General features: G+C 60.8%; 18 protein-coding genes. 8 read left to right on the forward strand and 10 right to left on the reverse strand.

Annotated features, from left to right (window positions below; all coding sequences use genetic code 11):
* Positions 1 to 119 precede the first annotated feature (119 nt).
* On the forward strand, positions 120 to 1,064 hold the full coding sequence (locus tag N4J17_RS15440; protein WP_198324346.1) for an IS110 family transposase: 945 nt from the start codon (positions 120 to 122) through the stop codon (positions 1,062 to 1,064).
* 148 nt (positions 1,065 to 1,212) lie between these two features.
* Here N4J17_RS15440 and N4J17_RS15445 read toward each other — a convergent pair whose 3' ends face one another.
* Genes N4J17_RS15445 through N4J17_RS15460 form a run of 4 tightly spaced genes read right to left on the reverse strand, consistent with a single transcriptional unit; the run spans position 1,213 to position 5,543 of the window.
* On the reverse strand, positions 1,213 to 2,076 hold the full coding sequence (locus N4J17_RS15445; RefSeq protein WP_198323678.1) for a carbohydrate ABC transporter permease: 864 nt from the start codon (positions 2,074 to 2,076) through the stop codon (positions 1,213 to 1,215).
* A complete protein-coding gene (locus N4J17_RS15450; RefSeq protein WP_198323677.1) occupies positions 2,073 to 3,338 on the reverse strand; it encodes an extracellular solute-binding protein in 1,266 nt (421 codons plus the stop codon). The genes N4J17_RS15445 and N4J17_RS15450 overlap by 4 nt, the downstream gene beginning before the upstream one ends.
* Positions 3,339 to 3,363: 25 nt before the next feature.
* Positions 3,364 to 4,836 carry a HAMP domain-containing sensor histidine kinase gene (locus tag N4J17_RS15455; RefSeq protein WP_169603853.1) on the reverse strand — a complete coding sequence of 491 codons (1,473 nt, stop codon included), beginning with the start codon at positions 4,834 to 4,836 and terminating at the stop codon, positions 3,364 to 3,366.
* Entirely contained in the window at positions 4,833 to 5,543 is a 711-nt protein-coding gene (locus N4J17_RS15460; RefSeq protein ID WP_198323676.1) for a response regulator transcription factor, read from the reverse strand. The genes N4J17_RS15455 and N4J17_RS15460 overlap by 4 nt, the downstream gene beginning before the upstream one ends.
* Positions 5,544 to 5,731: 188 nt before the next feature.
* Here N4J17_RS15460 and N4J17_RS15465 point away from each other — a divergent pair, with 188 nt between their 5' ends.
* Positions 5,732 to 6,853: a lactonase family protein gene (locus N4J17_RS15465; RefSeq protein WP_198323675.1), complete on the forward strand. Its 1,122-nt coding sequence runs from the start codon at positions 5,732 to 5,734 to the stop codon at positions 6,851 to 6,853.
* A 223-nt stretch (positions 6,854 to 7,076) separates the two neighbouring features.
* On the opposite strand, the gene N4J17_RS15470 is transcribed toward N4J17_RS15465, so the two are convergent.
* From N4J17_RS15470 to N4J17_RS15490, 5 genes are all read right to left on the reverse strand, one after another.
* Positions 7,077 to 10,217, reverse strand: a complete 3,141-nt coding sequence (locus N4J17_RS15470; RefSeq protein ID WP_198323674.1) for an efflux RND transporter permease subunit — start codon at positions 10,215 to 10,217, stop codon at positions 7,077 to 7,079.
* Between the two features lie 41 nt (positions 10,218 to 10,258).
* Entirely contained in the window at positions 10,259 to 10,873 is a 615-nt protein-coding gene (locus tag N4J17_RS15475) for a cation transporter (protein ID WP_198323673.1), read from the reverse strand.
* Between the two features lie 26 nt (positions 10,874 to 10,899).
* Positions 10,900 to 12,135: an efflux RND transporter periplasmic adaptor subunit gene (locus N4J17_RS15480; RefSeq protein ID WP_198323672.1), complete on the reverse strand. Its 1,236-nt coding sequence runs from the start codon at positions 12,133 to 12,135 to the stop codon at positions 10,900 to 10,902.
* Positions 12,132 to 13,349, reverse strand: coding sequence for a TolC family protein (locus N4J17_RS15485; RefSeq protein ID WP_232470618.1), 1,218 nt, complete (start codon positions 13,347 to 13,349; stop codon positions 12,132 to 12,134). The genes N4J17_RS15480 and N4J17_RS15485 overlap by 4 nt, the downstream gene beginning before the upstream one ends.
* Before the next feature lie 108 nt (positions 13,350 to 13,457).
* Positions 13,458 to 13,817: a hypothetical protein gene (locus N4J17_RS15490; protein WP_232470617.1), complete on the reverse strand. Its 360-nt coding sequence runs from the start codon at positions 13,815 to 13,817 to the stop codon at positions 13,458 to 13,460.
* 547 nt (positions 13,818 to 14,364) lie between these two features.
* Here N4J17_RS15490 and N4J17_RS15495 point away from each other — a divergent pair.
* From N4J17_RS15495 to N4J17_RS15510, 4 genes are all read left to right on the forward strand, one after another.
* A complete protein-coding gene (locus N4J17_RS15495) occupies positions 14,365 to 14,643 on the forward strand; it encodes a hypothetical protein (protein ID WP_198323671.1) in 279 nt (92 codons plus the stop codon).
* 214 nt (positions 14,644 to 14,857) lie between these two features.
* Positions 14,858 to 15,367: an FIST N-terminal domain-containing protein gene (locus N4J17_RS15500; RefSeq protein ID WP_232470616.1), complete on the forward strand. Its 510-nt coding sequence runs from the start codon at positions 14,858 to 14,860 to the stop codon at positions 15,365 to 15,367.
* A complete protein-coding gene (locus tag N4J17_RS15505) occupies positions 15,364 to 15,741 on the forward strand; it encodes a hypothetical protein (protein WP_198323669.1) in 378 nt (125 codons plus the stop codon). The genes N4J17_RS15500 and N4J17_RS15505 overlap by 4 nt, the downstream gene beginning before the upstream one ends.
* Positions 15,714 to 16,784, forward strand: coding sequence for an ABC transporter ATP-binding protein (locus tag N4J17_RS15510; RefSeq protein ID WP_198323668.1), 1,071 nt, complete (start codon positions 15,714 to 15,716; stop codon positions 16,782 to 16,784). Before N4J17_RS15505 ends, N4J17_RS15510 begins: the two co-directional genes overlap by 28 nt.
* On the opposite strand, the gene mobA is transcribed toward N4J17_RS15510, so the two are convergent.
* The gene (gene mobA, locus N4J17_RS15515) at positions 16,769 to 17,317 is read right to left on the reverse strand and encodes a molybdenum cofactor guanylyltransferase MobA (protein WP_232470615.1); all 549 of its coding nucleotides are present in this window, start codon (positions 17,315 to 17,317) and stop codon (positions 16,769 to 16,771) included. The two genes, N4J17_RS15510 and mobA, sit on opposite strands and share 16 nt — an antisense overlap.
* A gap of 80 nt (positions 17,318 to 17,397) precedes the next feature.
* Between mobA and N4J17_RS15520 the strand changes: the two genes are divergently transcribed.
* The gene (locus N4J17_RS15520; protein ID WP_198323666.1) at positions 17,398 to 17,862 is read left to right on the forward strand and encodes a DUF302 domain-containing protein; all 465 of its coding nucleotides are present in this window, start codon (positions 17,398 to 17,400) and stop codon (positions 17,860 to 17,862) included.
* 68 nt (positions 17,863 to 17,930) lie between these two features.
* The gene (locus N4J17_RS15525; RefSeq protein ID WP_232470614.1) at positions 17,931 to 18,353 is read left to right on the forward strand and encodes a hypothetical protein; all 423 of its coding nucleotides are present in this window, start codon (positions 17,931 to 17,933) and stop codon (positions 18,351 to 18,353) included.
* The last annotated feature ends 228 nt before the right edge of the window (positions 18,354 to 18,581 follow it).

An 18,581-nucleotide genomic window follows, 5' to 3' on the forward strand; every position in this document is an offset into this window, starting at 1 on the left:
TCGAAGCCGAGAAATTGAGCTTGTGGGAGAGCGTGGATCGTCTTTCTTCTTTTGTTGGCAGAGCCCGAACAGTGGCTGGGACGGAAGTCCGAATTTTTACAAGGTGGGGTGTGTACGACATGAATAACGAAGAGCGATTTGCCGGGGTGGATGTATCGAAGGCGTATTTGGATTTGGGAGTCAGTCCCGAGGGCGGGGTCGAGCGTTTTAGCAATGATGAGGCAGGGGTCACGGCACTGATCCAGCGACTCCTCACGCTCCAACCGGCGTTAGTCGTCTTGGAGGCGACCGGGGGACTCGAAACCTTGCTCGCGGCTTCCGGTCGAGTGGCCGGACTGCCGTTGGCCGTCGTCAATGCTCGCCAAGTGCGTGACTTCGCCAAGGCCACCGGCCGGCTCGCGAAAACCGATAAGCTGGATGCCCTGGTATTGGCCCATTTCGCCAAGGCCGTGCGCCCCGAAGTTCGCGCCGGCCGGACCGAGGCAGAGCAAGCCTTGGTGGAACTGGTCGCCCGGCGACGGCAATTAGTGGAGATGCGCGCCCAAGAGAGAACCCGCTTGGCGATGGCCGGCTCACGGCAAAAACAGGGCTTAAAGGAGCACATTGCCTGGCTGGACGAGCATATCGCTCGACTCGACGGGGATTTGAAAAACCGGCTGCGCGAATCGGACATTTGGAAAACCCGAGTCGACCTGCTCCAAAGTGCACCGGGCGTAGGCCCCGTGACGATGCTCACGTTGCTGTCGTATCTGCCAGAACTCGGCAAACTCAACCGGCGCGAGATCGCTGCCCGGGTGGGATTGGCGCCGTTTAATCGGGACAGTGGCTTCCAGCGAGGACGGCGGAGGATTTGGGGCGGACGAGCGGAAGTGCGCTCGGTGCTGTACATGGCGACCTTGGCCGCTACCCGAGGCGATAATCCCATCGCCACCTTCCATCGTCGATTGGTCGAAAAAGGCAAACCGGCCAAGGTCGCTTTAACGGCGGCCATGCGTAAGCTCCTCACCAGCCTGAATGCCATGCTGAAACAAAATAAACCTTGGTCATGCCCACAAATCGCTTGACCTCCAACACAGTTGCTCTCCAAATCCGATGCAAAGTTTCGATCTGCGACTCTTAACAGAGAATTAAGAAGTTCCGGTCGAGCATCGGCGTTAGGCCGGTCAGGTTGGAGCAGAGATGACCGCCACTGCAGCGGCCCGACCCGAAGGGTCACTTCCGCCTGATCAAAGCGAGGAAGACAGTGGTCGACCCGACGAGGCCGAACAGCACGAAGGCAATCGCAGCGGCATACCCCAGATTCCACCAGCGGAATCCCTGCTGGTACATCAGGAGGGCAAGACTGAGCGTGCTGCCAGCGGGACCGCCCTGGGTCATGACATAAGGCTCGGCGAACAATTGGAAATGGCCGATCACGGTGATCACGGCGACGAACAGGAAGGTCGGTGCGAGCAGTGGCAGGGTGATATAGAGGAACTGCTGGCGGGCGCCCGCACCGTCGATACTGGCCGCCTCGTACAGCGATTCGGGGATACTTTGGAGACCGGCGATGAACACAATCATGTTGAAGCCGAAATTCTTCCACACCGCCATCAGAATGATGGCCGGCATCGCCCAGTCCGGATCGCCCAGCCAGTCGACCGGCTCGATGCCAAATCCGCCGAGCAGATGGTTGAGAATGCCGTAGCGTGGCTGATACAGATAGCGCCAGACCACCGCCACGGCCACCAGGGTCGTCACCACCGGCAGGAACAGCAAGGTACGGAACAGCCCCTTGAAGGGGGTCAGGCGATGATTGACCAGAAGAGCCGCCGCCAGCGAAACCAGCACCGATAAAGGACCACTCACGACCACGAAATACAGGGTATTCCGCAGGGCCTGCCAGAATTGCGGGTCACCGAGCAAGCGGCGGTAGTTGTCCAGGCCCACGAACCGGAGGCGGCGGATGTCGGCCAGTGCGTAGATGTCGAAATCGGTGAAACTGAGGGCAAACGCCGCGGCGACCGGCAGGAAGAAGAACACGGCTAGCAGCGTCAGTGCCGGCGCAACGAACCAAAAGGCGGGATTTCGCCTCACAACCCCCGCTCCCGCAGCCAGCGGCGCTTTTCCAGAATCCGGTCCACCTCGTCGTTCAAGGCTTCCAGCGCCGCTGGCGGGGACACTTTGCCCCGTACCGCCTGCTCGGCGCAGGCCGCGATCCGGCTGGCAATCCGTTCCCACTCGGGAATTTTCGGGGGCGAAAGCAGACGGTCCATCTGGCTACGGAAGGACTGGGCCCTGCGGTCCCCGGCCAGGCCCGGATCGCTCCAGGCGGTTCTTCCCGGCGGCAGATCGCCGGTGAGCCGGTACAGGCGGACCTGCTGCGGCGGCGCGGCCAGAAACTCGATCAACTTCCAGGCCGCTTCCTTGCGCTTGGAAGTGGCGGCAAGCGCCAGACTGGCCCCGCCGGCCAAGGAGATACCGGGATAGGAACCGTCGAAAGACGGCAAGGGCGCGGTGTCCCACGCAGTGTCGATATTTGGCAGCCGCCGCCGGAACTCGCCGAGGTTCCAGGGACCGGTGATCAGAGCCGCGAAATAGCCGCGTCCGAATTCCCGATAAAGGTTGACCATCTGACCGGAGGTTTCCGCAGGAGCCAGTTTTTCCCTGAACCAGCGCAGGTAAGCATCGAACGCTACCCGGAAACGGGGATGGAGGAAATCGCCATAGCGGTTCCCATCCTTCAGCAGAGCCGCTCCCTGCTGCATCGCGAAAATAACGGGAACCTCCCATTCGTCGATGGGAAGGAACAGCCCGAAAGCCCCGGTGCGCTCACGGATACGGGACAGCGCGTCGAACCAGCCCTCCCAGCTCCGGGGCGGTGATGCGATCCCCGCGGCTTCCAGCAAGTCGCGCCGGTAGAACAGAATGCGTGTGTCGACATACCAGGGGACCGCCCACATCCTGCCCTCGACGACGGCCGCATCCAACGCCCCTTCGAAGTAATCGTCTTTCCGTCCGGTGTTCCCGAAGCGGGCGGCGACCTCGTCCAGCGCCCGGAGGGCGGCGAATTCCGCTATCCAGGTATTGCCGAGCTGGAACACGTCGGGCAGGTTGCGGCCCGCATAAGCCGTCAGCAGCTTTTCGTGGGCGGCGCTCCAGGGCATTTGCTGGACCTCCACGCGAATCTCAGGATTCAGCCGCTCGAATTCGCCGGCAAGCTGGCGGGCCACTTCGCCCTCGCTGCCGAACGCCCAGAACTCCACGGCCCCGGCGTTTTCCGCCGGCTGGCAGCCGCTCAGGATCAAGGCACAGGCCAGGAGGATCGAACGGGGACAGAGATTCCTGGACTGGCTCATCGGAAGAACGGGCCTATCCAGTGTCTCAGGCCGGAGCCGCCAGGCTGAAAGTGAAGACTGCTCCACGGCCTTCTCCGCTCAATGCCTCGATCGTACTTCCATGCAGTTCCAGCATCCGCTTGCTGATAAGCAGACCCAGCCCGCCCCCCATATGCCTTCCGGAATCCCGGCGCAACGGCGAATCCCGTTCGAACAGGCTTGGCAGAAGTTCGCTGGCGATGCCGGCACCGCTGTCCTCCACCCGGACCGTCACCCTGTCTCCGGCTTCGCGCCTCAGCGTCAAGTCGATCTGACCGCCCTCCGGCGTGTGGCGCAACGCGTTGTCGATGAGGTTGGTCAAAACCCGCTCGATCATCGCGATATCGGCATAGACCAAGGGAATGCGATCGCGAAACCGGGCGGCAATCCGGACTCCTTTGGCATCGGCGGCCAGCTCGAATTTCTGCGCCACGTCCTGGACAAGCTCCTGCAAGGAGAAACGCTCGAGACTCGGCCGCACTTCCTCGCATTCCAGCTTCGCCAGTTCGAACAGCTCCTGAGCCAAGTGCGCCACACGCCGGCTCTGCCGCACGGCGACCTCGAGGTACTGCTGCCGTTCCGCCGGAGAAAGCCGGTCGGACTTCCGCAGCATGGTTTCCAGATAGCCCTGCATGGAAGTGAGCGGGGTGCGCAGGTCGTGCGACACATTGGCGACCATTTCGCGCCGCAGCGTGTCCTGGGACTTGATATGTTGCACCTGCGCGGCGATGCGCTCGGCCATCCGCGAGAATGTCGCGGCGAGCCGGCCGATCTCGTCGGGACTGCTTTGCAGCGCGCCATCCAGTTGCAAGGTGCCGGAAAAACTCGCGTCGTCGAAGGCGGCGATCGTCCGCGTCAAGGCGTCCAAACGACGGGTCACCAGCGAAAACAGGCCCAACCCGGCAACCAGGGTCAGCAGCAACGCTCCCGCTCCCGTCCACATGACACTCTGGAACACATGCCCCTGCCAGACGTCTTCGGCCAGCCTTTGGTACTCGTCTCCGGCCAGCACGATGTATAGGTAACCGATGATTTGCCCATCCCGATTCAGCGGTGTGGCGCTGAATATCTCGCGGCGGTCGGGGTGGCGCGGATTGTCCCCTTTCACTGGCAGCGCATCGCCTCCGAAAAGGCCGCGCAAGGGGGCCAGGGAAACCTCCTTCAGCCGAACCCGCCCCGGCGGCGCATCGTAGGCCAAGATGGCACCCTTCGCGTCCAACAGATAGAGTTCGATGCTGGGGTTGACGATCATGAGCATGTGGAACAGCTCGCTCACCGCCTTGCCGTCGAACCCCTCCCCTTTCGACAAGGGCCAGTGGCTCGCGATGTGTTCCGCCAGGCCGCGGCTGAGCCGCTGGATGATTTCCTGCTGGTGATTTTTTGCCGCGACCAGATCGAGCCCTCCGCACAAGCCGCCGAAGAGGAGAACCAGAGCGGCGAAGGTGAGCGCGATGCGGCTGTAGAGCGACCTGAATTTCACGGGCGATTCTCCCCAAAATCCACGAACTTATAGCCGACACCCCAGACCGTCTGGATGAATTCGGGCCGGCCGGGATCGCGTTCGATCTTCGCACGCAGCCGATTGATATGCGAATTCACGGTGTGCTCGTAGCCGTCGTACCTATAGCCCCACACCCGATCCAGCAGCGCGAGGCGGGTGAATGCCTGACCGGGATGGCGGGCGAAGAACAGCAACAACTCGAACTCCTTCAGCGTCAGGGCGACGGGCCGACCTTCCAGCATGACGGAATAACCGACCGGGTCGATGGTCAGCGGCCCACGAACGATGACGCCGGCCTTTGCCTGCGACTCCCGTTCCATCGCTTCGACTCGTCTGAACAGGGCTCGAATCCGCGCGATGAGTTCAGGGATGGAAAAGGGTTTGGTCAGGTAGTCGTCAGCCCCGAGTTCAAGGCCCAATACGCGCTGCGTTTCCGTGGACTTTGCGCTGATGATAACGATCGGCTGGTAATGGGGCATGCGCCGGACTTGACGGCAGATTTCCAGGCCGTCGATGCCGGGAAGCATCAGGTCCAGAACCAGGAGGTCGAAACGGTCGGCCTTCAAACACGCAAGTCCGCCGGTACCGTCTCTTGCGATCTCCACGGCGTAACCTTCATCCCGCAGGTTGATGCCGAGCATGTCCCCGATGTCGGTATCGTCTTCGATGACCAGGATGCGTTTCATTGCCGGAGCCGGACTCCCGCCGATCGGATGGTGTGGCCTCAATTATCGGCACGCCGCAAGGTACAGGCCAGTCACATTTATTTGAGCGCTCCGTGATGAATTCGTGATTCTTGGCCACGCACAATGGCCACGCCCGAAAAGCCCGTGGCTTACCGGGGGAACCTTTTTCGATTCACACGAGGCCTGTCATGAAGACCCTATTCAAGCTCACCTTCACCGCATTTGCGTTCGCATCGCTGATCCCGGGCATTGGCCTGGCCGATCCCGACAAACGCCCCAAATTCGCCGGAAATCCGCCGGTGGAGACGGTATACACGCTGTCCAACAATGCCGATGGAAACGAGGTGCTCGCATTTCACCGCCACGGCAACGGCCAAATGGAGCCGGCAGGCCGCTTCGCCACCGGAGGAACCGGTACCGGCTCAGGCCTCGGCAACCAGGGCGCTCTGGCACTGAGCGCAAATGCGCGGTACCTGTTCGCCGTCAATGCGGGCAGCAACGACTTATCGGTGTTCCGGATCGACCGGGACGGGCTGCAACTCATCGACCGCGCCGGTGAGGAAGGCACCACCCCCGTCAGCGTGGCCGTCGGCCCAAATCGGGTCTATGTCGTGAACTCGGGAGACGATTCCATCTTCGGCTTCCGCTTCGACCACCGCACCGGCAAGCTGCACCCCCTGCCCGAATCCCACCAGAAGCTCAGCGGAGACGGCACGGCACCGGCCCAGATCAGCTTCGACCGCACGGGCAACACCCTGGTGATCACGGAAAAAGCGTCCAACAAAATCACGACATTTTCTCTGAACGAGGACGGCAGCCCGGAAGCAAAGCATTCGATCGATTCCGCCGGATCGACGCCCTTCGGCTTTGCCTTCGGCAAGCGCGACCAGTTCTTCGTTTCCGAAGCCCAGGGCGGTGCCCCGGATGGCGCGACCGTGTCGTCCTACCAATTGCTGGAAGATGGAACCGCCCAATTGATCGATGGAGCGGTCGCGGCCGGACAAACCGCCGCCTGCTGGCTGGCCACGACACCCACGGGGCGCATTGCCTTCACCGCCGATACCCCCGCCAACGCCATTTCCGCATTCTCAATCGATGCCGCCGGCCATCTGTCGCTGTTGCACACCCGTGCAGCCGAGGAAAACCGGCCCACCGACCTCGCCGTTTCTACCGACGGCCGAATGCTGTATACCTTGAGCGGTGGCGACCACAGTATCGGCGTTTACCGCATCCTGAAAGGAGGCGGGCTGCAAAAACTCCAGAGTCTGGGCGCCCTCCCCGCAGGCATCACCGGTCTCGTTGTCCGCTAGCAGGTAGATCGCTCGCGGTGCCTGGATCAACAGCGCGGGGCCTGACGTCCCGCGCTTGTCGCCGCCGTGCTGGATCCGCCGTGATTGCCATGACGAGGAACCGCTTTTGTCGAATGGCCGCCGAGTCCGAGTAAGGTACTACTCCGCCGATCTACGTAAAGCCGCGCGGGAATTCCATGCCGGCGCCAACCCGATCAGGTACTGCGCCCCTATCCCGGTCACCTCAAGCCCTTGCCTCTTCGGCGATCGACTTTATGTCGCCGTGCCATCGCCAGATGACGTAAATCGCCGGAATGACCAGCAATGTCAACAACATGGCCGAACCTATGCCGCCGATCATGGGTGCCGCCAGGCGCTTCATCACATCCGCGCCGGTACCGGTCGCCAGCATGGTCGGGAACAGGCCAACGATATTGGCCAGGCCTGTCATCATCACCGGCCTGATACGCTCCCTGGCGCCCGTCTGCACGGCTTCCACCAGATCCGCCAGCGAATGTAGTTGGCCGGCGTCCCGACGCCGCCGGACAGCTTCGTCGAGGTAGGCCAGCATGACCGCGCTGGTTTCGGCGGCGACACCGGCCAGCGCGATCAGTCCCACCCACACGGCGATACTCAAGTTGTAACCGAGGCCGTACAACACCCAGACGCCGCCCACAAGAGCCAGCGGCACACCCAGCATGACCATGAGGGTTTGCGCCACTGAACGGAAGGTGAAGTAGTACAGTACGAAGATGATGGCCAGCGTCAACGGCACGAAAATCGTGAGCCTTTGCCGGACCCGCTCCATGAATTCGTATTGTCCGGACCAAATCAGGGTATAACCCGCGGGCAGCTCGATTTTCTCTTTCACCACGCGCTTTAAGTCTTCCACGTAACCGCCCACGTCCCGCCCGGCCATGTCCACATAAACATAACCGGACAACATGCCGTCCTCGTCGCGTATCATCGCCGGCCCGCTGACCATCCGTAAATCGGCGAGCTGGGCGAGGGGCACCTGGGCACCGCTGGGCGTACTGACGGTCAGACGGCCCAGTTTGTCCAGGTCATCTCGCAGTTCCCGGAGATAGCGCAGATTGACAGGATAGCGCTCGCGCCCCTCGACGGTGGTGGTGATGCTTTCCCCTCCGATGGCGGACTCGATAATCTTGCCCACATCCATGACGGTCAGCCCAAAGCGGGCGATCTCGTCGCGCTTGATCGCGAAGTCCAGGAAATAGCCGCCAGAAACCCGTTCCGCGTAAACGCTGCGTGTGCCGGGGACCGCCTTGGCGATCATCTCGATGGCTTTTCCGATCTCCTCTATCTTTTTGAGATCCGGACCGAAGATCTTGATGCCTACGGGGGTGCGCACACCGGTGGTGAGCATGTCGATGCGCGCCTTGATCGGCATAGTCCAGGCATTGGTCACCCCGGGGAATTGCAGCGCGCGATCCATTTCGGCGATCAGGTCTTCGTAGGTCAGTCCTTCTCGCCACCGCTCCTTCGGTTTGAGCTCCACCACCACCTCCATCATGCTGAACGGGGCCGGGTCGGTGGAGGTCTCGGCACGGCCGGATTTGCCGAACACATGCTCGACTTCGGGAAACGCCATGAGTTTGCGATCCATCTGTTGCAGGAGCTGCCCGGCCTCGGTCACCGCGATGCCCGGCAGCGTGGTCGGCATGTAGAGTATGGTGCCTTCATACAATGGCGGCATGAATTCCGAACCCATGCGCTGGAACGGTACGGCGATGCTGGCCATCAACAGGAGGGCGAGTACAACCACCAGCGCCCGATAGCGCAGCGCCAGCCTCAGTATCGGGACATAAAGCGCTTGCAGGATTCGGCTGACCGGATTGCGCCGCTCCGGAATGATCCGGCCCCGAATAAAAAGGGATAGAAGAGCCGGGATCAGCGTGACGGCCAGCACCGCGCTCGTGGCGATAGACAGGTTCTTGGTCAGCGCCAGGGGTTTGAACAATCGGCCTTCCTGAGCCTCCAGCGTGAACACCGGCATGAAGGCAACGGCGATCACCAGGAGCGAGGCGAAAATCGGCGGACCAACCTCCTTGGCGGAATCGACGAGGACCCGATTGCGCTCCCCCACCCTTCCACCCCGCTCCCATTCCTCCAGCCGACGGTGGGCGTTGTCCACCATGACGATGGACGCGTCCACCATATCGCCCACGGCGACGATGATGCCGCCGATGGACATGATGTTCAGGCCGACACCGAGCCAGTACATCGGGATGAACGCAATAAGGATGGCGAGAGGCAGAGTGATGATGGGAATCAAAGCGGAGCGGATATGGAGCAGAAATCCGATGATCAGCACGCTGACGACGACCAGCTCTTCGGTCAAATTCTCGGCGGCCGTTGCCACCGATTCCTTGATAAGGTCGCTGCGGTCGTAGGCGGTGACGATCCTGACGCCCTTGGGGAGGGACGACTCGATTTCCTTGAGCTTGGCTTTGACGCGGTCGATCACCTCCATGGCATCCTGGCCGTAGCGCATGATGACGACGCCGCCCACCGCCTCGCCCCGGCCGTTCCATTCCGTCAGCCCACGCCGCATATCCGGACCCAGGGTAACCGTAGCGACCTCGCGCAGCAGGATGGGCGTGCCGTTGGGATTCGCCCCCACCGCGATCTGTTCGATGTCATGCGTGGATTTGATGTAGCCGCGTCCCCGGATCATGTATTCAACGCCCGAAAATTCGACGACCCGGCCGCCCACGTCGAGGTTGCTCATCCGCACCTTGTCGATGATCTCGTTCAGGTTGAGCCCGTAGGCCAGCACCTTGGTTGGATCGAGAGCGATCTGGTACTGACGCACGAAGCCGCCCACGCTGGCGACCTCGGCCACCCCGTCGACACTGCGCAGCCAGTAGCGCAGATACCAGTCCTGGAAGGAGCGCAACGAGGCCAGATCCTGCTGTCCCGTTTCATCCACCAAGGCGTACTGGAACACCCACCCCACCGCCGTGGCGTCCGGCCCGAGTTGGGGTGTCACTCCTTCCGGCAGCTTGCCGGCCAACTGGTTGAGATATTCCAGCACGCGCGAGCGCGCCCAGTAGATGTCGGTGGCGTCCTTGAACAGCACGTAGACGTACGAGTACCCGAAATCAGAAAAGCCGCGCACCACCGTCACATTGGGTGCGGACAGCAGGGCGGTGATGATGGGATAGGTGATCTGGTCTTCCACCAGGTCCGGCGAGCGCCCCATCCATGGGGTATAGACGATCACCTGGGTGTCGGATAAGTCCGGCAGAGCATCGATGGGCGTGTTCTTCATCGCCCACAAGCCGCCGGCGGCCAGGCCAAAGACCAGCAGAAAGACGATAAAGCGGTTCTTGGTGCAGAACTCGATGAGTTTTTCTACCACACGGTTACCTCATGGTTCCCATCCGAAGGTTCGCGTTAGCGTTAGCTTGCCGCTCTCATCCCCGCCTTTGCTGCGGCCATGACGCCAAGGGCGGAGCGCATTAAGAGCAGCACGAGACAGGACGCGACGACGATATCGGGCCAGCCCGATCCGGTGAACCAAACCGCGCCGGCCGCGACAAAAACGGACAGATTCGATGCAATGTCGTTTCGTGAACACTCCCACACCGAACTCATATTCACGTCGTCACGGCGATGGCGCCATAGAAAGAACAGGCAAAGGGAGTTGGCGGCAAGGCCTAGAAGGCTAAAGCTGCCCATAACCTCGAACAGCGGGACGGTGGGGGCAATCAGTTTGAAAGCTATTTGAACAGCCACGGTACAGGCGGCTAGAAAAATGAGCCCGCCTTTAAACAAGGCTACTTTGGCCTTGACGACACGCTCCCTTGAAACGGCATGAAGGCTAAGACCATAGGTCAATGCGTCTCCGAGATTATCGAGACTGTCGGACAACAGGGCGGATGACTTTCCATAGAAGGCAGCGGCAACGATGACCAGGAACATCGCGGCGTTGATGCCGAGAACAATTTGTAACGTTCCTCGCTGTCGTTCGCGCAACCGATCCAAAGAACAACTGTCATCACAACAACCGCTCATGAGAAAAACCTCAATTGATAAAAACGTTAATGTTTCATGCCCGGCATGCCACCGACCGCCGATTTCAACTGACTTTCAGAGTCGATGAGGAAATTCGCCGAGGTCACGACATGTTCGCCCTCCCGAATACCCTCCAGGACTTCCACCCAGTCTCCGCTGCGCAGCCCGGTCTTGGCGTTACGCCATTCGAGCCGACCGCCGCCGAGATGGATAAAAATGATCTGCCGTTCTCCGGACTCCAGTATCGCGTCCTTGGGCACGACCAGTCGCATACCGAGTGGAATCTTCAGTTCCAGATTGGTGTACATGCCGGGTTTGAGCCGTTCGCCCGGATTGTCCAGCTCGAAGCGAACCTTGGCGGTGCGGGTCTGCGGGTCGACCGTGGGATAGATGAAGCCAATGCGTGCTTGGAGCGAGACTTCCGGCACGTAGGACAGACTCACGCTGGCGATCTGACCGATGGCGACGAGGGGCATTTCGTACTCGTAAATATCGCCGACGATCCAGATGCGAGACAGATCGGCAATCGTGTACAACTCGTCCCCCGGCTTTGTCTGCAAGCCTTCCACCGCCATCTTGTTAATGACCGTGCCGGCGCGTGGTGCGTGGATTGGCAAGGTCGTCAATACCTTCCCGGTGCGCTCCAGGTCACGGATATGGCTCTCGTGGATGTCCCAAAGCAACAGCCTGCGGCGTGACGCTTCCAACAAGGCTCTTGCACCGGCCGCGACTTCCGGAAACTCGCTTTCGCCCAGGGTTTTGATGCTGCGAAGAGCGATCAGGTACTCCTCCTGGGTGGCCAGCAGTTCCGGGCTGTAAAGCGTGAACAAGACTTGGCCCTGGCGAACCGATGCCCCCGTGGTATTGACCAACAGCCGGTCGATCCAGCCTTCCAGCTTGACGGTGACCCGGGCGAGCTGCCGCTCGTCGACTTCGACCCTGCCCACCGTGCGGATCGTCCGCTCCAGGAGGCGCCGCGCCGCGGGCTCGAACTTGACGCCGATGGATTGCATCCGCTCCGGGCTGATGACCAGGGAATTTTCAGGTGCCGCCGTGGTTTGCACGTGGCCCGAATGATCGTCCCGAGTGGCGGGAAGCTCCACTGCCGCCCCACGATCTCCGTGGATCGGTTTTTCCTTTCCTTCGGCGGGCGAAGCCTGCCGTAGGTTTGGGTGATCCGCGCGGAAGAGCAGGACTATGGCCAAGGTGAAGACCGATCCCAAGACCGCCCCGCCAAGCACATCTCGATAGCGCAAGGTCATGGCGTTTCTCCGATGATGCCTTCTAGCCGCGCCAGTGCCTTTTCGTGCTCGGTTATCTCACCGTGAAACTCCAGTTCGTTCTCCTGAAGCGTCAGCAGGCTGTTCAGGAGGGTGAGGAAATCCACCTTGCCGACCGCATAACTGGCCTGGGCGGAGGCCAGCGTGAGCCGGGACTGGGGAATGATGCCGTCTTTCAGCAGCTTGATGAGTTGCTCCGCCCGCTCGGCTTGGGCCACGTTGTCTTTGATCCGGGATAACAAGTCCTGACGCAGCGCTTGCAGATCCTGGAAAACAGCCTCGCGGCTGGCCACAGCCTCGCGCACGCCTTCCCGCTGTTTGGTGGCGAAATAGAGGGGAACCTGTACGCGCAACATAACCTGGTAGCCTTCCGCATGCATCGCGGTATCGTGTTGTCCCCGTGCGTCCAGTTCAAAGTCCGGATAATACTGCCGGTTCGCCAGCGCGATGGCCTGATTGCCGCGTTCGAGACCCTTCTGTTGGCCGCGCAGCAACGGGGAGCCCTGCTCCAGCAGAGTATTCAACTCCGTGAGCGCATGCCTCATCGGTGTGATCCGAATTTCCTGCGGGGCGCCCAAAGGATCGCTGGGCAAACGGTTCAGGATGCGGTTGATTTCGGCATGCAGAGATTGCCTGCGCTGCTCCAGTATGGCCAAGCGAGCCAATAGACGAGATATTTCCGTTTGCGCCCGCAACACGTCCTGCTGGGCGGCCTGTCCGACCGAATAACGTGCCTCGGCGGTTTCCTCGAAACCCTCCAGAAGAGATTTGTTCTTGATGATGACCTGGCTGGATTTATGGATGAAACAAAGTTCATAAAACAGTTCTTTCAAGTGCGCGATGACGGTCAATTGGGTCGCCAGATAATCCTGTTCGGCACGCTCGGCTTCGCGCGAGGCAATTTCGCCCTTGAGAGCCAGTTTGCCGGGAAAGGGGATCTCCTGGCTTATCCCGTACATCGGGCCCTTCATCGGGGCTATATCGGTATACCCGACGGCAATCTTGGGATCCGGCAAAGTTTGCGCCTGAGGAACCACCGCTCTGGCGGACTCCCATCGCTGGCGCATGGCATGAATCTCCGGGTTATGGTCCTGTGCCTCCTGGATCAGTCGTTCCAGTGACACCTGCGGGAGGTTCTCCTGAGTGACAGCGAAAACGGGCCACATCAGCCCCACCCAGAACAATGCGGATTTCATGGCGCCCGTCCTCCGCGCTATATGCCATATCTCATCAATGAAACAACCACCTGGAGTGACGCGACAGACCTGAAAGCCCGCTTCTGCCGCGCCCCTTGGTCTTACCGATCAATTCGCACTTTCGGCCAACTGGCGGTGCATTTTTGCCATCTCCGAGTTGGCATTCGCAAGCTGCTGATAAGATCGAATAATCGCTTCACAATGAGATTGTAAGTTCAAGGCTTGTTTTCCATAAAGATAGCCCCGCGTTTTATATTGCTCGAGCAGCTTCTTGTGCTCGTCAATCTTGCCCACCGCTTCTTGGGCAGCTTGCTCATAATGCGCCGCCAGCGCTTCGTGATCGGCTCTGGTCTTGGCGCTCTGTACCGCCGCAGACATGTCCATGGGATGAAGATTCGGTTGGGCACAACTCGCCAGCATTCCAAGGGCTATAGCAGCTGGCACTAATGTTTTGATCATTTTGTTCATGGCATACCTCATTGACCTATTTTAGATTGATTACCGGATTATTTATTCAAACACAACGTATTATTAACTGTTCGCCTAATGTTACCTCCTTGATTTCTGCGTGATGTTTGGAAAACGGACCTGCGACCTCTGATGGCATCCGTTCAGCCCCCGGTTTTTTGCCGGGAACGCGGCCATCCTGGCCGCTCTTTCAGCGGGCGGGACGCCCGCGCTCCCAGGGGACTGAACGGTTACCTTGCGACCGTGGTGCCATCGTGCGTATCCCGGAAGTTTTTCCGAAGGGCGCATACTGCGACTTGAGTACTCTTCGAGCAGAGCGTCGTCAACGCGGGCGAACGCGTTCCTCGGATAAGCCCCGATGACATAAAGCGCCGCGATGAACGAATTTGAGTTTGCCGGGTAAATCCGGCGTAACAAAGACATAGCCACTCCTTGTCGTAAAAACCTTATATCTCGAGGCTTTTAGACGGGAAGGGGGCTAGTTGAGCAGACTGCAGAATCGATAGACAAGGGGGATTTCGCGCTCTCGCAGCCGGAAATCGCGTGAATGACTCGTGTAACTGCAAATCTCAAGAAGTACGACGGATATCAGCGTCTGCAGGATAGCCACGGCTGTCCAGATAACCAACTCAGGCTGGTTTTCTTTTTTCAGGACGGCATCGTCGTCGCTGCCGTAAAAGGCGTTGATACACGGATGGGCCGTACAATCCAGCAGTATCTGGGTCCGATGACCGCCACCCTTATGCCCATGGGAGGATTGGCCCGCACAATTCAGCAAAACATGATGTTCCTCGGGTGTCACAGGCCCGATGCAGCTCACCCGTAGCAAGGACGACACTTGCAAGGCGATTAACGTCAACGCCAGAAAACCTATCCAGCGTCGACATCTTTTAAATCTGAACAAGCTCAGCACGATTGGATACCCCCCACGGCCCGCTTGCATGCTTATCCAGGCAGCCAGATATGTCAAGTCGTATACAATGGTAAGCTCACCGCGGTGTCACTTGCATTTATGGATTTCCGCTGTCGGGATAACGCTCATGTCAGCCGGCTCAATCGCCCCGATGCTCATAAAATACCGGGAAGTCCGCTCAGACACGGGAGAAGCGGGTTCTTCCCCGATCCGAATCGCACAGTTCTGCGCTGAAGACCGCCGCGAAGCCGTGCGTGAATGCCATGCGGGCGTCGCGTCCCAACGGGCGGCAGTCGTGACGTTGTTTGGCTCCGACGGATACGACCAGGGCGCGACCACTGCTGAAATGCACCGTCTGTGTCTGTTCGCTGGAATCCCCGTCGTCAGCCGCACCACGGCGGGGGAAATCGGACCGGCCGGCTACCGCGAACGCAGCCTTGCGGTTACGAGCTTTGAGGCCGGCAGCTTTCATGCGGCGGCGTACATCCGGACCGGTCTGCGGCAGTTCGACGCGGGCAGAGCTCATACTCTGGCGCCAGTCGAGATTTCGACCCCAGGAGCGCATTCGGAGCACTGTTTAGCCCTGTTGATGAGCGACGGCCTGTCGGTTCGCGAGGAAGAGGTCGCCGCGGTATGACAGAAAGACCTGAGGTCTATCGCAACGACCATTTCCAAACCGACGTCGCGGTTCTGGCACTTTTCAGCACGCCCTTGCCTTTCCAAGGGTTCATGACTGAACACTTCGTGCTCACCGGAGCCGAAGCGGCCCATCGCGTGGTCCGGGAAATCCACGGCCGGCCGGCGCTTCAAGAACACGCGCGTGCGCTGCGTATCGGCGGCACCGACAGCGCTGCGGCATTTCCGGCCCAAGGCAACACCGGCGAAGTCCTGATCCGCTTCGCCGACCAGGCGCTGTACGCGTCCAAGAGTGCTGGCCGCAATCCGGTCAAGTGCCCCGCCGATACCGGACCGGGCGAATCCGCATGGGCAGTATCGCATTCGAAGAACTGAGCAAGACCTATCCGAGCGGTTTCGCGGCGCTGTCCGATCTGAGCCTCGACATCGCCGACGGCGAACTTCTCGTCGTCGTCGGCCCATCGGGTTGCGGCAAATCCACGCTGTTGCGGCTCATCGCCGGCCTGGACCGCCCCACCGCCGGCTCGATCCGGATCGGCGGCACGAAGGTGAACGCGCTCTCCCCGGCGGAGCGTAACGTCGCCATGGTGTTCCAGGATTACGCGCTCTATCCCAACATGACAGTGCGTGGCAATCTGGAGTTTCCGCTGAAAATGCGCCGGGTGGGCCGCGCCGAACGCCGCCGCCGGATCGAGCAGGTGGCATCGATGCTCGAACTCGCGCCGCTGCTCGACCGCCGCCCTGCGCAGCTCTCCGGCGGCCAGCGCCAGCGCGTGGCCATGGGGCGGGCGCTGGTCCGTGATCCGGTGGCATTCCTGCTCGACGAGCCCATCGCCAACCTGGATGCCCGTCTGCGCACGCAGGTTCGCGCAGAAATCGCCGAACTGCAGCGGCGGACCGGGACGACCATGATCTATGTCACTCACGACCAAGTCGAGGCCATGACCCTGGGCCAGCGCATCGCGGTTCTCAACCGCGGACGGCTGCAGCAGGCCGCCTCGCCCCGGGAACTCTACGCCCATCCGGCCAACACTTTCGTCGCCGGTTTCATCGGCAGCCCCCCCATGAATCTCCTGCCGGTCCGGATTGAACGTTCCGGCGACATCATCCTCCCCAGTTTCGGCGGCGTGCCACTGCCGGGCAGGATGAGGACACCGAAAGATGCGGCTATCGCCGGCATCCGGCCGGAAGCTGTCCGCCTGGCCGAAGTCTCGTCCGAGGGGATCGCCGTCCGCGTCCGGGAGGTGGAATATCTCGGCCATGAAACCTTGCTGCATTTCGCCCATGAAGCGGGAGCGGCCAGCCTCATTGCCCGCCTCCCGGGCCTGCCGCCCTTTGCCCGCGGCGATGCCGTCCGCCTAAGGATGGCGCCGGAAGACTGGTATTTCTTCGATCGGAACGGTCAGGCGTTGGGCTGAATCCTCCGCGCTTCCAGTACCTTGAGCTCCTCTAGGGAATTCACATTCGCGAACAGCTCCGGCACGTCACTGTAGTCGGTCCGGTGGGTCCGGTGCCGGGCCAGCCAGTCCTCGACCCGGCGCTCCCCCGAGGCCAGAAAGGACCGGAGATCGGCCCGCAGGGACCGCCGCACGATGAGAAATACCGGATGCAGGCGCTCGCCATCGTGCGCCACCGCGATATCGCAGTCCGACCTTGCCTGATCCTCGGCCAAGCGTTTCAACATGCAGCCGGTGACCAGCGGCGTATCACAAGGCACGGTCAAAACGAATTCCGTGTCGGCCCAGGCCATCGCGCTGAAAAGTCCCGCCAGCGGCCCCTCGAATTCCCCGCTTGTGTCGGCGATCACCGGGCAGCCGAAACCGGCGTAAATTTCCCGGCTACGGTTGGCGCTGACCACCACCTGCCCTGCCACCGCCCGCAAGGCCTCCAGCGCATAAACCACCAGCGGCCTGCCCCGGAACGGCACCAGCCCCTTGTCGCGACCGCCCATGCGGCTTCCTCTTCCGCCGGCTAGCACGCATCCGGTAATCTTGGGGGAAGGATATTTCACTGCGTAAACAAATCCTGACAATGACCGAAAAAGCCAAGCGGCATCTGCCCTTCCTGGCGGCAGCAGCCTTGACCGCCTGTGCCTCGACACCGGCGGACTGGCGCGCGGACTATTACGAAGCGGAAACCACCAAACCCTACGCCGACGTGATGGCCGAGCTGGAGCTGGCGATCACCGAGCAGAACTTCCGGATCACCGGCCACAACAAGATCGGCAGTGTGATACGTCAGCGGGATCGGATAGACTTTCCCGATTATGACACGCTGCAGTTCTGCAACTTGACCCTGGCCAGGCAAATGCTCGAAATCGAGCCGGCGGCAGTGGCCTGGATGCCCTGCAACGTCGCCGTCCGCTTCGAGCGGGGCCGCACGCGAATCACGGTGCATCTCTTGCCCGAAACCACCCAAAACCCATCCCTCGATGATTTCACCAGGGGGATGAACGACAAACTCAGGAAAATCGTCGATTTCGCCGCCGAGAATTAGGTTCCCCTCACAGATCCGATACGACCATGAAGACAATCTTCCCTGCCAGAACAATCCGGCCCATTACCTTGACCCTGCTGCTGACCGGACTGAACGCCTGTGATCCCCAGCCGGTGCAACCGAAGGTTCAAACTTCTGCTGCTTCAGAATCGCCCGCTGCCGCTCCGCCGAGCACTGGCGATTTCCCGACGCTGACACGGGTCGAATACGTTCTGCAATGCATGCAGGAACACGGAGGTCAAAACTACGACAACATGTACCACTGCGCCTGCGCCGTCGACGTCGTTGCCAAGGCGATGACCGCCGACGAATACGACCAGGCCGTGACCTTCACCAATCTGTTTGGCATGGGGGGCGAACGTGGCGCCGTCTTCCGCGATCCACCGCAATCCGAACAACTGCGCAAGAAACTCAAGGATGCCAAGGCGGCGGCGAACGACACCTGTTTCCCGAAGATGCCGGGAAGCGCCGGGGGCCAAGGGGGGAAATAGCTGGCAGGACGTGCCCGGTAGTGTATCTCAAACATCGAGGTGCACTATCGGGCAAGCCTCATCTGAAATCCGGGGCAATGATGCGCAGACCATCTATCTCTCCGACCAAGTCCGCCTTGGAGGCGCGCCGAGAGACCAGCGCCCACAAGGGATCGTCTTCAAATACGTATATTGCATCTCGAGACAGTTCGTTCCGGGATAAGGACAAAGCCAGGTCGCGTCGGACGC

It is taken from the genome of Methylococcus capsulatus, from assembly GCF_036864975.1.
GTDB lineage: Bacteria > Pseudomonadota > Gammaproteobacteria > Methylococcales > Methylococcaceae > Methylococcus.